Annotated in this window: 10 protein-coding genes; 6 read left to right on the top strand and 4 right to left on the bottom strand. The window is 61.6% G+C overall.

What is annotated here, in order from left to right; genetic code table 11:
• Positions 1-55: 55 nt before the first annotated feature.
• From GSE44_RS10625 to GSE44_RS10610, 4 genes are read left to right on the top strand one after another with little or no spacing between them, the layout of a single operon-like run.
• Positions 56-1,063 carry an NAD-dependent epimerase/dehydratase family protein gene (locus GSE44_RS10625; protein WP_159348774.1) on the top strand — a complete coding sequence of 336 codons (1,008 nt, stop codon included), beginning with the start codon at positions 56-58 and terminating at the stop codon, positions 1,061-1,063.
• Between the two features lie 40 nt (positions 1,064-1,103).
• Positions 1,104-2,561: an exopolysaccharide biosynthesis polyprenyl glycosylphosphotransferase gene (locus GSE44_RS10620; protein WP_159348773.1), complete on the top strand. Its 1,458-nt coding sequence runs from the start codon at positions 1,104-1,106 to the stop codon at positions 2,559-2,561.
• A gap of 55 nt (positions 2,562-2,616) precedes the next feature.
• Positions 2,617-3,594: a UDP-glucuronic acid decarboxylase family protein gene (locus tag GSE44_RS10615; protein WP_159348772.1), complete on the top strand. Its 978-nt coding sequence runs from the start codon at positions 2,617-2,619 to the stop codon at positions 3,592-3,594.
• Between the two features lie 36 nt (positions 3,595-3,630).
• The gene (locus GSE44_RS10610) at positions 3,631-5,166 is read left to right on the top strand and encodes a mannose-1-phosphate guanylyltransferase/mannose-6-phosphate isomerase (protein WP_159348771.1); all 1,536 of its coding nucleotides are present in this window, start codon (positions 3,631-3,633) and stop codon (positions 5,164-5,166) included.
• A gap of 45 nt (positions 5,167-5,211) precedes the next feature.
• On the opposite strand, the gene GSE44_RS10605 is transcribed toward GSE44_RS10610, so the two are convergent.
• The 4 genes from GSE44_RS10605 to GSE44_RS10590 form a co-directional block, all read right to left on the bottom strand.
• Positions 5,212-5,904 carry a helix-turn-helix transcriptional regulator gene (locus GSE44_RS10605; protein ID WP_159348770.1) on the bottom strand — a complete coding sequence of 231 codons (693 nt, stop codon included), beginning with the start codon at positions 5,902-5,904 and terminating at the stop codon, positions 5,212-5,214.
• A gap of 1,339 nt (positions 5,905-7,243) precedes the next feature.
• Positions 7,244-8,353: an ATP-grasp domain-containing protein gene (locus tag GSE44_RS10600; RefSeq protein WP_159348769.1), complete on the bottom strand. Its 1,110-nt coding sequence runs from the start codon at positions 8,351-8,353 to the stop codon at positions 7,244-7,246.
• A 333-nt stretch (positions 8,354-8,686) separates the two neighbouring features.
• Complete coding sequence (locus GSE44_RS10595) at positions 8,687-9,841, bottom strand: acyltransferase family protein (protein WP_159348768.1); 1,155 nt, start codon at positions 9,839-9,841, stop codon at positions 8,687-8,689.
• A 288-nt stretch (positions 9,842-10,129) separates the two neighbouring features.
• Complete coding sequence (locus GSE44_RS10590; RefSeq protein WP_159348767.1) at positions 10,130-11,374, bottom strand: lipopolysaccharide biosynthesis protein; 1,245 nt, start codon at positions 11,372-11,374, stop codon at positions 10,130-10,132.
• A 1,264-nt stretch (positions 11,375-12,638) separates the two neighbouring features.
• Between GSE44_RS10590 and GSE44_RS10585 the strand changes: the two genes are divergently transcribed.
• On the top strand, positions 12,639-13,430 hold the full coding sequence (locus tag GSE44_RS10585; protein ID WP_235924705.1) for an ABC transporter ATP-binding protein: 792 nt from the start codon (positions 12,639-12,641) through the stop codon (positions 13,428-13,430).
• Positions 13,423-14,163 carry an ABC transporter ATP-binding protein gene (locus GSE44_RS10580; protein WP_159348765.1) on the top strand — a complete coding sequence of 247 codons (741 nt, stop codon included), beginning with the start codon at positions 13,423-13,425 and terminating at the stop codon, positions 14,161-14,163. Before GSE44_RS10585 ends, GSE44_RS10580 begins: the two co-directional genes overlap by 8 nt.
• Positions 14,164-14,180: the final 17 nt, after the last annotated feature.

Below are 14,180 nucleotides of genomic sequence, written 5' to 3'. Positions count from 1 at the left end.
TCACCGCCGTATACCTGAGAACAGGCATGACGCTTGGCAAAGGGAAATTCTCGCCATGGCTGCAAAGCGAGTTCTGGTTACTGGCGCTGGTGGCTTCATCGGGCACCACCTGGTTTCGTACCTTGTGGGCAAAGGGTTCTGGGTCCGCGGCGCGGACATCAAGTCCCCGGAGTATAGCGACACGCTGGCCCACGAGTTTCTCGTCGGTGACCTTCGGGACCCGGTGAACTGTGCGGCTGCGGCCCAGGACATCGACGACATCTATCACCTGGCTGCGGACATGGGCGGGATCGGGTACATCACCGGCAACCACGCCGTCATCGCGCGAAATAACACGCTGATGAACATCGGCATGCTTGACGCGGCGCAGCAGGCCGGCGCGCGGCGCTTCCTCTACTCGTCCTCGGCCTGCGTCTATCCGCACCACCTGCAGACTAGCCCCGAGGTGGTTCCGCTGCGTGAGGACGACGCCTGGCCGGCGGCGCCGGAGGAAGGCTACGGCCTGGAGAAGCTGTTCGCTGAGAAGATGTGCGAGTACTACGGGCAGGATCACGGCATCGAAACGCGTGTCGTGCGTTTCCACAACGTCTACGGCCCGCTCGGCACCTATGACGGTGGGCGCGAGAAGGCGCCGGCGGCGATCTGCCGCAAGATTGCCGGCTTGGCTGACGGGGAAGACCTCGAGATCTGGGGCGATGGCCAGCAGACCCGCTCCTTCATGTATGTGGATGACTGCGTCGAAGGCATCCACCGCATCATGGAGTCTGGTTACAGCGCGCCGCTGAATCTGGGGACCGACGAACTGGTCACGATCGACGAGCTGGTGGACATCGTGTCGGAGGTGGCGGGTAAGTCCGTCCGCAAGCGCCACGACACGTCCAAGCCGCAAGGAGTTCGCGGCCGCAACAGTGATAACAGCCGTTTGCGCGAGATCCTCGGCTGGGAGCCGAGCCGTTCGGTGCGGGAGGGCATTGTGCCAACCTACGCCTGGATTTCCTCGCGTGTAAATGCGCCTGCTGAAGTCAGCAACAGCGAGCCTGAGTTGACGCACGCGGCCGACTGATCGGCCAGGTCTCGTCCCTTCCGGCGCCGGAGCATATCAGATGAGTGAGATGTATTCGACGCCGGCTGCGGGCTTCGCCGCACACGGTCGGCCATTGCTGGACCTTCTTCGGCAGCCAGGCTGGCGGAGTGCCTTGCAACGTTGGCTGGCATTGCCGCTCGCGGACATGATGGCAGTGTTGCTTGCCACGGTCGGGGCCTTTCTGCTGCAGAGCTTGGCGGACCCGCCTTCTTCTGTCGTGCCGCTGGTACTAGTGCTGGCGCTCGCCGGTGCTGTGGGCACGGTTCATCTTTGGCTGGGCCTCTATGACACTGCAGGCCACGCTTCTCTGGAGCGGCTGAGGCTCCGGGTGGTTGGCGCGCTGGTGGCGCCCTGTCTGGCGATCACCGGCCTCGCACTACTAGGCCATCTGGAGACGGAGGCACTGCCCACCCTGGCGATCGGCGGCCTGCTCGCAGGTTTGCTCGGGCTCGCCTTCGAAGTGCTGTTGCGGCCGCTCCTGATCCGCCACTCGGCGTGGGGGACACAGGCTATTCTGCTGGGCCACGGCGCTGCGACCGCGGGTGTTGTGGAGGCCCTGCTGCGTCAGTCGAACTTGGGATTGCGGCCCATCGGCTTTGTCGCCGACGCGCCGCCTACCGATGGCGGAATGCCAGTGCCCTATCTTGGCACTATCGATGAAGCCGCGCGCAACCTTGGTGGCAGCCCTGCTGTCCTGATTGCGGTTTCGCCGGATTGCCCGCAGTTCGAGGTCGCCAACCTTCCATTCCGACGCATCATCGCCATGCCTGCGGGCGTCAACCTGCCGGCCCTGCGGGTGAGATCACGGGACCTCGGGGGTGCACTGGGGCTTGAGGTAGCAAACCGGGCGCAGGCCTCGACGCATCGCCGCATAAAGCGCGCGGCTGAGCTTTGTATTGCAGTGCCGATGCTCCTCGCGGCGGCGCCGGTAATCGGCATCCTGATGATCCTGATCCGACTGATCAGCCCAGGTCCCGCCATCTACGTCCAGCCGCGGGTCGGCCACCTAGGCCGGACCGTCTCGGTGCTGAAGTTGCGCACGATGCACCTCAACGCCGATGTGTTGCTGGCGGAGCTGCTCGCAAGGGACCCTGAAGCACGCGCCGAATGGGACAGCCACATGAAGTTGGCGAACGACCCGCGCGTGCTCCCCTGGATCGGCAACTTCATGCGCCGCAGCAGCCTTGATGAGCTACCCCAGCTCTGGAATGTCGTGCGCGGCGATCTCAGCCTGGTCGGTCCGCGGCCGTTTCCCGCCTATCATGTCGGGCGTTTCAATCCCGAATTCCAGGCGCTCCGCGCGAGCGTCAAGCCAGGGCTCACCGGACTGTGGCAGGTGTCGGACCGCAGCAACGCGGACCTAGCGCGGCAGGAGGCGATCGATAGCTTCTACATTCGGAACTGGTCGCTCTGGCTCGACCTCTACATCTTCCTCAAGACCTTCCCCGCGGTGCTGAGCGCGCGCGGAGCCCGTTAGGCGGAGCCATCCTGGCGCCCGGCGACGATATCAGTCCAGCCACAGAGGGACCCCCATGAAGACAGGCCACAAGCGGATCTTGGTCACAGGCGGCGCCGGATTCCTAGGTTCGCACCTGTGTGAACGCCTCCTCGGCGCCGGACACGACGTGCTCTGTGTCGACAACTACTTTACCGGTCGGCGCGAGAATATCGCCCACCTCATGTCGCATCCTCAATTTGAGGTGCTCCGCCACGACATCACCTTGCCACTCTATGTGGAGGTGGACGAGATCTACAACTTGGCCTGCCCGGCCTCTCCGGTGCACTACCAGTACGACCCGGTGCAGACGACAAAAGTCAGCGTCGTCGGAGCTATTAACATGCTTGGCCTGGCCAAGCGGGTAGGAGCGCGCATTCTCCAGGCGTCGACCAGCGAGATCTATGGTGATCCCGATGTTCATCCGCAGACCGAGGAGTACCGCGGCAACGTCAATCCGCTCGGTCCGCGCGCTTGCTACGACGAGGGCAAGAGGTGCGCGGAGACTCTCTTCTTTGACTATGCACGAAAGCACCGGGTGAGGATTCGCGTCGTCCGAATTTTCAATACTTATGGCCCGCGGCTGCACGACAGTGACGGGCGGGTCGTGTCGAACTTCATCCTTCAGGCGCTGCGTGGCGAGGACATCACCATCTATGGTGACGGACAGCAGACACGCGCCTTCTGCTACGTCGACGATCTTATCGGCGGCATGATCGCGATGATGAACGCCGACGACGATGTGACGGGCCCGATCAACCTCGGCAATCCGCATGAGATCTCGATGCAGACCCTGGCTCAGCAGATCATCACCCTCACCGGGGCGCGCTCCAGGATCGTCAACCGCCCGCTCCCCGAGGACGACCCGACGCAGCGCTGTCCCGACATTACCCGAGCACGACAGGTGCTGGGCTGGGAGCCTTGCGTGCCACTGGAGGAGGGGCTCCGGCGGACGATTGCGTACTTCGCTGAACGCTTGGCCGAGCGGTCGGAACTGGCGGTTGGCGCCGAGTAGGACGCTGCCTCGTAGCCACTCACAAGGATCACATCGATGCACGTGAATTCTCAACATCATCCGGCGCTGGTCAGTGACGAGCTCGGCCTCGAGTTGCTTCGGGCTAACGAAGTACTGACGAATGACGTCGTGCCTGTGGCTACCCGGATCGTGCCTGTCATCCTGTCGGGGGGCTCCGGAACACGCCTGTGGCCTGTTTCGCGCGAGAGCTTTCCGAAGCAGCTGTGGCCGTTGATCTCCGACAGGACCATGCTGCAGGAGACGGTGCTGCGGGCCTGCACCGATCCGGCTGGTCGAGTAGACTTTGCCCCACCGGTCGTGGTTTGCAACCAGGAGCATCGCTTCTTGGTTGCAGCGCAGCTCGCTGCCGCGGGAGTCACGGACTCTCGCATCATCCTTGAGCCGGTTGGCCGTGACAGCGCGGCGGCGGCGGCGGCAGCGGCACTGCTGGTGTCCGAAGAGGATCCGGACGCGATGATATGGATCATGGCCGCCGATGCCATGATCGCGGACACAGAGGCTCTGCACCGTCTGCTCCCAGTGGCCGCAGCTGCTGCGCGGCTCGGAAGCATCGTGACCTTCGGAATCCAGCCGACGGCTCCGGAGTCCGGTTACGGGTACATCGAGGTCGGCGCGGCGCTCGATGCTGTGCCAGGTGCCCATGTCGTGACGCGGTTCGAGGAAAAGCCGCCTGCCGATGTCGCGGCGGGCTTTGTCGCGTCTGGCCGGCATCTCTGGAACTCCGGCATGTTCGTCTTCACGGCCCGCAGCTTGCTGCGGGAACTGCGGGAGCATGCGCCGGAGGTGGCGGAGCGCGTCAATGATGCCGTGCGGCAGTGCAGGCAGGATCTTGACTTCATCCGGCTTGACTTCGCCGCCTTCAGCGCTGCTCCGAGCCTCAGCCTTGATTACGCGGTGGCGGAGCGAACCAGCCATGCGGCCGTTGTGCCGGCCGATATGGGCTGGGGCGATATTGGCAGCTGGGACGCGATCTGGAAATTTGGTCAGAAGGACAAGGAGGGCAATGTTGCCGTCGGCGACACATTGCTCGTGAAGTCGGAGGATTGCTACGTCCGGAGTGATGGGATCCTGACGGCCGTCGTCGGGCTGAAGGATGCGGTTGTGGTCGTCACCCCGGATGCGGTCCTCGCGATGCATCGGGACCAGGCGCAGCAGGTGAAGGAGGTTGTGCGCCGCCTGCAGGGAACGCAGCGCAAGGAAGCGCTGAGCCACAACCGCTGCTACCGGCCCTGGGGCTTCTATGAAACGCTCATCCTGCAATCCCGTTTTCAGGTGAAGCGGATCGTCGTCGAGCCGGGTAAGATGCTCAGCCTGCAGAAGCATTTCCACCGTGCCGAGCACTGGGTCGTGGTCGAGGGCTCGGCTCTGGTGGTGCGGGATACCGAGGAGGTGCTACTCCGGGAGAACGAAAGCATCTACCTGCCACTCGGTTGCGTGCATCGCCTCGTCAACCCGGGACGGATCCCGCTGGCACTTATCGAGGTACAAGTTGGTTCGTATCTGGGAGAGGACGACATCGTCCGGCTTGAGGATGCATACGCGCGGTGCTGATGGCACCGCGCGGATCTAAATGCAGTCGGCAGTGAAGTGTTCCGTTCAGGCCATGTCGATCATTTTGCGGATCGGCATGGTCATCGGCGAAAAGACTGCTTGATGTTCAGGAGCGAGAGGTGACGGTACATCGGCCGCCACATTCCCGCCGAAGTTGAAGTTCCGCGAGACTGCCCAAATTGCAGCCTGCGTGCGGTTGGTCATTTGTGTCTTCCGAAGCAGTGCTTTCACATGCGCTTTCACGGTCGCCTCGGTAAGGTTGAGGTCGCGTGCGATCTCCTTGTTCGATCGGCCGTCAGTGATGCACTGCAGGATTTCGCACTCGCGCGGGGTGAGCGCAGTAGTACGCCGCTGATCAGGTAGGGCGAGCTCCAGCGGGGGCGGGCTGGCCTCGCTTTGGGGGGCAGGCGTGGGGGGCGCCCGTACCGGATCCAGCAGCAAGTTGGCGAGGCCGGTTGGCAGGAGATACTGGCCCAGGAGGACGAGTTCCAGTGTCCGATGCAGAACGTCGACAGAGACATTTCGGGAGAGAAAGGCCTCGACGCCGATGCGTACCGCCTTCAGCAGCACCGTTGGCTCCTGGCAATCAGTCAGGACGATCGATTTCATGCCCGGATGCCGCTCGCGCGAGGCTTGGACATTCACCAGCTCGCGTTCCGCCTCTGCGTCGGAGGCAAAATTATAGATGGCCAGGTGTAGGGGGGTGCCGGGGGGGAGGTGGGTGAGGGCGTCGTCCAAGGTTGGACCCTGGCCGACCACTGTCAGTGGTGGAGCCTCAAGGATGCGTTGGAGTGCTTCTCGGAACAGCCTCTGCGAGGCTACCAAGACCGCATTGATGGGTTCTGGATCATTCCATTCGGTGTGACGCTTTTGGGACATGCTGGGTCAGTCCTTGCTAAAGGTCGCGCGTCATGGACGAGCAGGTTCAATCAGAACGTGCAGACGGTCTGAAGTCCGTGGTGAGCGAGCCAACGGCTTGGGGGAAGATATTGCCGTTGAGAAACAATAACCGCCGATGGACGTTCGACAAACGAATTATTGACCACAATGAAATGCAACCTCAGAGCAGGGGAGCGTTGTCCTGCTCTCGTCTGTTGAGCCTTCTGCCGGGACATTCCCCCGCTGGATGATCGCGTTCGAACGCTTATCCCGTGCTGGTAGAGATGTGGGCGTTTGGGACGGTCCGCTTCGGCGCGAGCGTGATGATTATTGAGACAGGATCAATTCAAACGCCTTGATGTATCATAATTTAGACACGGATGATCAAAGGATTTTGATTGTCGAGTTGGATGTCACGAACTATTGACGTTGAACTGCTGACCAGAAGGAACAGAACCGGGGCGTCATTCCCCTGAAACGAGATGAATATTGTAGAACTCACGCAACAGGTGTGACTCGAGCGCTGGGCGTGCATTGCTGATGAGTCGGGAGGCGTCGCACCGCAGAAGCTTCGATGGGAGAGTCCAGCGCCCTTATGGTCTGTGGCGGACTCGCCATAGGATCTTGCGTCTGCCATTTCATCGCGCGGGTAGTGAACTGCACCCAACTTGGCTTGAAGCGCCTCGGCGGCGGAAAAGGCACCCAGAAGGACGTCAGATCGCCAAAGCAGTGGCGCGCCGTTCGAACATGACCTCTGGCATTTTGCGAACATGCGACACTTCGACTTTAGGCTGACCTGCCGTAAGGATCAGGTGCACAGCCGAGATCCTGTCTGTCTGGGCCGATTGTCTAAGCGCGAGCAGGAGCGGTTTGGGTGCTCAAGCGTAAAGCGGGACCATGCTAGGATGGAGCAGGGAAGCAGCCGTCATTATGGTCTGTGTGGAGTTCATTCGCCCGCACGTTCCATGCAGACGGTGATGAGCAAGGATGTTGCGGCAACGATACTATGCCGGTTCGCAGTGCTTGCATGTTCTAGCGGCCGAGCGGACCTCTACTTAGCGCGGAGGCTCTAAGCCTCGGTGGTGCCGGTATAGCGATAACGATCCGGCCGAACGGGGACGTAACTCGCCGCGGCGCGCAGGTCTCAGATGACACTTACCCTGACCACGCCTACCGCAGGGCCAGGGGCATGCCCGCGTCAGAGTTGCTGCCCATGTGCTACCCGTCCATCTCGGCTCATTCTTTGCTGCAGCATCCACAAGTTCGACAGAAGATCATGCCTGAAGTAGCCAAGCGCCTGCCTATCCAGATCATCTAGCTTCCAAGGCGTTGCTATTTTTCGCAACAGAGGCTTTGGGTTTATCACGGAAACACCCTTGATGCTTAATGGAGGAGCAGCCGATGAGCTGCTTCCGAAACCCAGCGCCACGAAGTTAAGACCGGCGATGTAGGCTACGTGCATATTGTACCAGAACCTCGGGTTGCACTCCAGAAAGTAAAATGACCCATCCGGGCTGATGCGAACGTCAAATCCGATAACGCCGTCATACCTGAAGTGTTCGTTAATTCTTCTGCATGCATCCATGATCTCCGGAATTTCGATGAACTCAAGCTGCCGATGATTTTTACGGTAAAGGACGGACGCGATTTCTGTTCCCTGCCTGCACAGGAAAAACGCACTTACGTCTATGCCGCCGATGTATTTTTGAATGAGGATGGGCTTGTATGTAACCTGTCCAACCAAGTCAGTCGGTGAACTCCAAACAAGCTTGGTCACGCCGAAGCTGCCAAACATGTTGAGGGGCTTTGCCACGGATGGCGAAGTTATCTCTCCTCGCCGAGCCAGTTCTAGAACCGCTGCTTCGTTCTCGGCGAAGTATGTGGCCGGGCAGGGCAGGTTCAAGCTTCCGCAGAGCTCAGTAAAAAGGAGTTTATTGTCCAGCGTGTCAAAGGTTTGTGTGGTTGGAACTGGATAGCATATTGGGTTGAGGTAACCCTTGGAGGCAGTCAAATAGCGCGTTGTTGAACCGTCGCTTGGAAGTACGTGCCCGATCCTCATCTCCGAGCATATTTTGTTTACGAGGGAAATACTCAGATCGTGGATATGGTCTTTACCGACCGGTGTTTCATAAAAGCCTTTGCAGGCGAATGATAAGGAAAGTGGCCGTGCTTCAGCAGTACCAAGTACATAGGCTTCGTCAAAATATGCCGCCGCACATCTGAGGGTCCGATACTGGAGGCTGGACCCTGTTGCAAGAATAAGGCACTTTCCTGTGCCTTTAGATCGGCTTTTGTTGTGGTTCGGCATTGTTTCCTCCATTACGCACTACTGCTGTGCAAGGGGAGCGGCGTTCTTCAACTTCCATTGGTCAGCTAGGCTTTTGGTACTTGGAGCGGTTGATGAACCTGAACCTTCTCCCTGCGGTGGCGCTGGCAGCGGCGTGAGCGTGCCGCTTTCTGTTGCTTCAGGACGGTCTGACGAGCCACCTATTTTCTCCCTCCCCCGGCGACGTCGCAGCTTCCATCTGCGACGTCAGCAAGCGGATACATCTACCTGGCAAGCTCACTCCTTTACCCTGGTTTCATAACTCGATCCCGGCGATTCATCATGATCCCGGTCCAGTGTAGCCGCGCTAGGAGCTCACGAGGAGTAATCCCTGCCGATCAAACCGTGCGGAGGACCAGCCGGCCTTGGCCCTCGAATGATCACATGTGCCGCATTAGCGGGAATGGTGTCAGCGGCCCGCTTCGAAGCAGGCTCCCGTTTCGGCCGTATCACGCCCTTTAAAAAGCGATCTACAGGACCCTCGAAACGCTCGAAGATCACAAGCCCGACTGCAACGCAAACGAGCGCGGCCAGCAATCGCGCCAGCGCATCGAAACCGCCGGCCGGACCGATGAAGCCGAGCAATTTACCGATGACGGAGAGGCCGAACCAATGAGAAAGATAGATGCTGTAAGAGGCATCCCCAACTCGCGCCATCATGCGGTTGAGCGGAGTTGCAGCTTCAAGCAGGCTGCGCATGCTGCAGGCGAAGACGAAAAGTGCTGCTGCGAGCGCGATGCGGTGCAGTAATGGCCTTTCACCGAGCTCGATGGGCGCTATCGCAAGCAGCAGCATGATGGCGAAAGGGGCAACGTACAGCAGCATCTTTGAGCGCCCGACTGCCGCGTGTGCCAGACAGAAAAGCCAGCCAATGGCGAATGCCAGCATGTACGGGCTGAGGACGTGGTAGTCCCAAAGGCGTCTGGCTAAGCCGGTGCCGAGAAAGAAGCCTGCGCATCCAAACGCGAGCAGCACGATTGCCACGCCGGTCTGCCCTGCGGCTCTCAGCGTACCGAACGCCATAAGCCAGAGCGCCACGACTGCGTAGAAAATCATCTCATGCTCAAGCGACCAGCCCGGCGCCAGAATCGGCATCTCCAGCTGCGGAAGGAACAGCAGGGATTTCGCGATCGCGGTCCCAGAGGAGTCGAGCGACCCCTGGCTCCACTGCGGATTGATCCAACTAGCCAGAAAGACCATCGCGGTGAAGAACCAGTAGACAGGCGCCAGGCGGGCGAAGCGCGCCAGAATGAAGGATGTGCCCGTCGCGTATCGCGGTGCACTGAGGCAAATGACGTAGCCAGATATGATGAAGAAAAGTTCGACTCCGAAGCCGCCGAGATAATCGTAAGGCGAGCCTTGAATCTTCATGGGCGAGAAATGCTTCGCCACGAGATCTGAGTGCCAGATCACGACTTCCATCGCCGCGAGCGCTCTCAGCCACTGAATGAAATTTTCCTTCTCATGCATCGCTCGGCTCCCAATGTCGTCGACGGCTCCGTCTCCGGGCGAGCGAACCTGCGAGCAGGCTGCGCGATCGAATGGGGGTGATAAGGCTGAGGCGGGTCTCGCCAGTGAAATGCGTCGGCTCAGCAAGTTGGACCGGTTTAGTACCAAGTGCCTCGTGGTCAGGTGGACACGGAGTGAGGGGCCTGAGGTACTCGCCTGCACCGGCTGAGGCACTCAGGGTGCTAGCCCTTGCCCGAGCCAGCGCCGAGAATTCAGCCGTGGTCTTCGACAAAGGGGACATGTCCGTGATCATGCCGGCTGGCGATCTTCGCTTGCGGCTATTCGCGTCAACACGACATGCGTGGCGACGAGCCGCGCAGCATTCGCTCCGATCAGCGCAAGGCAACTCCCGGTAAGCCCAAACGGCTTGATCAAAGCCAGGGCAAGGGCGGCCGTCGTCAGCGCGCCGATTGCGTTGATAGCGAAAGCGAACGGTACGGCCTTGAAGCCGTGCAAGAAGGAAACGACCAGGTCGGTGGAGTAGCCGGCGAGGGCGGCGATGATCAGCAGACGAACTGGGAGCGAAAGGCCAAGATACACCGACTCCGGCCCATACACGAGTTGGAGGATCTGCTCGGGTGCGATCAAGACCACCGAAGCAAAGGCGAGAAGCGGCGGCACGGCTAGGACGAGATATCGTCTGGTCGCCCGCCATGCCGCCATCATGCCGCCCGTGCTGGCTTGTGCCGCGGCCTGAGGGATGATGTTGCATAGGCCCATTATGAGCGGGTTGGACAAGTTGACGATATTGAGGGCGGCCTGCAGGTTTGCCGCGGCCGCAGGACCGGCGCCGATCGTCAGCGCCCATGACAGCATCTGGTAGCGGAGGCTCGACAGAAGCCCGTTTCCGAGTGCCCAGAAGCCGCCGACGGCCCAGAACTCTGTCATCGTGCGCCGCAGCGCGAGAGTGGTGCTGAAGCGGATACGGAGTTGCCAGCATTGCAGAGCCGCTGCCAGTCCCGAGGTTATGGCTAGTGCATAGAGCGCATTCGTCAGATCGAGCGTCGCCCATGTTGCCAGCCAGAGGATGACTGCGACCTGGCCCAGATAGCTTACTGCATCGCCGATCGAGGCGACGCGGTGGCGGAATTCAGCGAGTAGTCCACGCCTCATGCCTTCCTGAAGTTGCCAAAGCAGGAAACACGACAGCGCGGGCAGAATGAGGTCGGATCGGCCGAAGAGGAGCAGAGCGAAGCCGAGGAACGCTCCGAGCACCGCGGAAAGGCCGGTGATCAGCACAAGCGTCGTCTTCAGCAACTTTGGCTGCTCCGATTCATGGGCAAGGACCAGCAGAACCGACAGTGGATGAAACAGAACGGTGGCGTTGATGAGCTGCAGCGCGAACATCCCGCCGAACAGCAGGGCATAGGTCCCGTATTCGGTGGCTGGAAGGTGCCGAGCCAGAAGGATACTGGCCAGAAAGGTTCCGACACTGACGATCCCCTGGTCGATCACGGTCCAGGACGCCCGCATCAATGTCGGCTTATCCCACATCTGCGGCGTTCCTCCGGTGCCGGGCCGAGTCAGCTCGGGTAAGTGGCAGCTGGAGGGCTGCTGCGCAGCAGTGCGAGCTGGGAGCGGCCTCTGCAGGATGCACGCGGCAGTCCACGCGAAACGGCGGCGTCAGACGCCGTCCGATGGGCCTGCGGCCGTGCAGTGCAGCTATTCGTGATCCCGTCATCGATCTACGCGATGCCCGAGAAGGTTGAGTGTGTCCGAGCCTCCGGCCAACAAGGTGCTCGCCGTGTCATGGGCCCTCCTCGATCCCGCCAGTTGCTCCGAGACGCTGCGGCGACCGTGGAAAGGTGCTCGCACCGTGTTTGTCTGTGCCCTCCCGTAATCGCCCGGCGGACCGAGAAGCATGAGGTTTGGGCAGCGATGACGGCTCCCGCCGCATGCAGACCAGGAGCGCACTCGGTCGCATGACTCCGATCCCTCAGCGATATCGACGGAGCCTCAGATCCGCCGCGCGAATTCTGAAGGAACGGCACCACATATCCCCCTGCGTCGGACGGTTCTGCTGCATCTTGCGCCATGGCATTGACACGCCAAGAAGCAATATGGGGGTAGCCCGAACGGATTAGTCCGATCCAAGAGGCCATTCCGCTTGATGGACATGCCTGACTGAGGTGTCAGCAAGTGTCGGCAATCCTGCGATGGTGCTGGTGCATTGCCGCAAGCCGACGCAGCCTGGCAGGCTGATCTTCGCGCAGTGGGCTCGCAAGTGGTCGGGCTGAGCCACACAGGTGCTATGGAACTGCTGTCATATGAAGGGGGCATTTGAGGCGGGAAGTGCGCCTCCGGGCGAGGGGCCCGGCCGCCCGACCGAAAATGGGGAGGCCTGACTGGCCGGCCGGCAGTTGCCGCGGCAAGGCGCGTCAGCCGGTGCCTTAAGCCGACACGCTCGGATAGCCAAAGGCGGCGACATACTTCCGCGAAGGCCGCTGGCAAGCTATGGCACCACCCAGTGTGAGGTTCGGCCGGCGGCCACCGACGGAACGAACGAGTCCTTGCTGAACATGAGCAGAAGCGCAGAAAAGCGCAGCGCAGAGGCTGGTCGAAAGGCAGGTAAGCCCCTGTATTCGCTGAAAGGCGGGTAGCCAAGCACGGTGGGCGGCGCCGGTCCGGAACCCGTCACTCCGACCACACCTCCCCTGCCGCCTCCACCCCTTCTGCAATCCGCTTGCGCGGCCCAGGCCGGCCCGGCATGGTTTCGTTCCAGCCGCGTAGACGGCGCACAGGGAATGAGGCGGACCGAGTGCGGGATTACATCCTCGAGACGGAGGGTTTGACGAAGGAGTTCCGCGGGTTTGTCGCGGTCTCCGATGTTGGGCTGCGGATTAGGCGGGGGACGATCCATGGGCTGATCGGCCCCAATGGTGCCGGTAAGACCACCTGCTTCAACCTGCTAACCAAGTTCATGCAGCCCAGCCGTGGGGTGATCCGCTATGATGGGCGCGACATCACGCCGATGAAGCCGGCTGAGGTGGCGCGCCTCGGCCTGGTCCGGTCCTTTCAGATTTCGGCGGTCTTCCCGCATCTGACGGTACTCGAGAACGTGCGGGTGGCGCTGCAGCGTGAGCGGGGCGGCAGCTACGACTTCTGGCGCAGTGACGCGGTGCTGCGGCGCTATGACGACCGTGCGATGGAGTTGCTGGCTGATGTGGGGCTGAGCGTCTACGCCCAGGCCCCGGCGGGCACGCTGCCCTATGGCCGCAAGCGGGCCCTTGAGATCGCCACCACGCTGGCGCTCGATCCGAACCTGATGCTGCTGGACGAGCCCACCGCAGGCATGACTCATGAGGATGTGGACCGCATCGTGGCGCTGGTCCGCCGTGTGGCGCAAGGACGGACGGTGCTGATGGTCGAGCACAACCTGAAGGTGGTGGAAGGGCTGTGCGACACCATCACCGTGCTGACGCGCGGGCGGGTGCTGGCCGAGGGGCCATATGCCGAGGTTTCGCGCAACCCGGAGGTGGTCGCGGCCTATCTCGGCAGCGACCCGTCGGTCTCCGGCGGATCCCAGGGCGAGGTGGCGGCGCATGCCTGACGTCCTGCCGCCCGCCATGCCGGGCATAACGACCGACATGATGCTCGCCATCCGGGATCTCGAGGCCTGGTACGGCGAGAGCCATGTTCTGCACGGGGTCAGCCTCGACATCCGCCCGGGCGAGGTGGTCACGCTGCTCGGCCGCAACGGCGCGGGCAAGACGAGCACGCTGCGCGCTATCATGGGGCTGGTCGGCCGTCGCAGTGGCTCGATCGTCTTCGAGGGGCGCGAGACGATCCGGATGAGCCCGGACCAGATCGGCCGCGCCGGCATCGGCTATTGCCCGGAAGAGCGCGGCATCTTCGCCAGCCTGGACGTCACCGAGAATCTGATGCTGCCGCCGAAGGTGCGTAGCGGCGGGCTCGATATCCCGACCATCCACGCGCTCTTCCCGAACCTGAAGGAGCGGGCGCGGAGTCAGGGGACAAAGCTATCGGGCGGCGAGCAGCAGATGCTGGCGATCGCGCGCATCCTGCGGACCGGGGCGCCACTGCTGCTGCTGGACGAGCCGACGGAAGGGCTTGCGCCCGTGATCGTACAGCAGATCGGCCGGATGATCCGGGAGATTAAGCAGCGCGGCTTCACTGTGCTATTGGTGGAGCAGAACTTTCGCTTCGCCCAGACAGTGGCCGACCGGCACTATGTCATGGAGCATGGGCGCGTCGTCGACAGCGTCACGAATCAGGAGATGGCTGGCAGCCTGGAACGACTGCACGCCTATCTCGGGGTCTAGGCAGGTGGGCGCCTGAA

Source organism: Muricoccus harenae (assembly GCF_009848505.1).
In the GTDB taxonomy this organism is placed as follows: Bacteria; Pseudomonadota; Alphaproteobacteria; order Acetobacterales; family Acetobacteraceae; genus Roseomonas; species Roseomonas harenae.
Note: the sequence above shows the minus strand (reverse complement) of the source record. Positions and strands in the feature narration are given on the sequence as shown.

Coding starts and splice junctions, on each gene's coding strand:
- GSE44_RS10625 (WP_159348774.1), top strand. CDS start 56: ATGGCTGCAAAGCGAGTTCTGGTTACTGGCGCTGGTGGCTTCATCGGG.
- GSE44_RS10620 (WP_159348773.1), top strand. CDS start 1,104: ATGAGTGAGATGTATTCGACGCCGGCTGCGGGCTTCGCCGCACACGGT.
- GSE44_RS10615 (WP_159348772.1), top strand. CDS start 2,617: ATGAAGACAGGCCACAAGCGGATCTTGGTCACAGGCGGCGCCGGATTC.
- GSE44_RS10610 (WP_159348771.1), top strand. CDS start 3,631: ATGCACGTGAATTCTCAACATCATCCGGCGCTGGTCAGTGACGAGCTC.
- GSE44_RS10600 (WP_159348769.1), bottom strand. CDS start 8,353: ATGCCGAACCACAACAAAAGCCGATCTAAAGGCACAGGAAAGTGCCTT.
- GSE44_RS10595 (WP_159348768.1), bottom strand. CDS start 9,841: ATGCATGAGAAGGAAAATTTCATTCAGTGGCTGAGAGCGCTCGCGGCG.
- GSE44_RS10590 (WP_159348767.1), bottom strand. CDS start 11,374: ATGTGGGATAAGCCGACATTGATGCGGGCGTCCTGGACCGTGATCGAC.
- GSE44_RS10580 (WP_159348765.1), top strand. CDS start 13,423: ATGCCTGACGTCCTGCCGCCCGCCATGCCGGGCATAACGACCGACATG.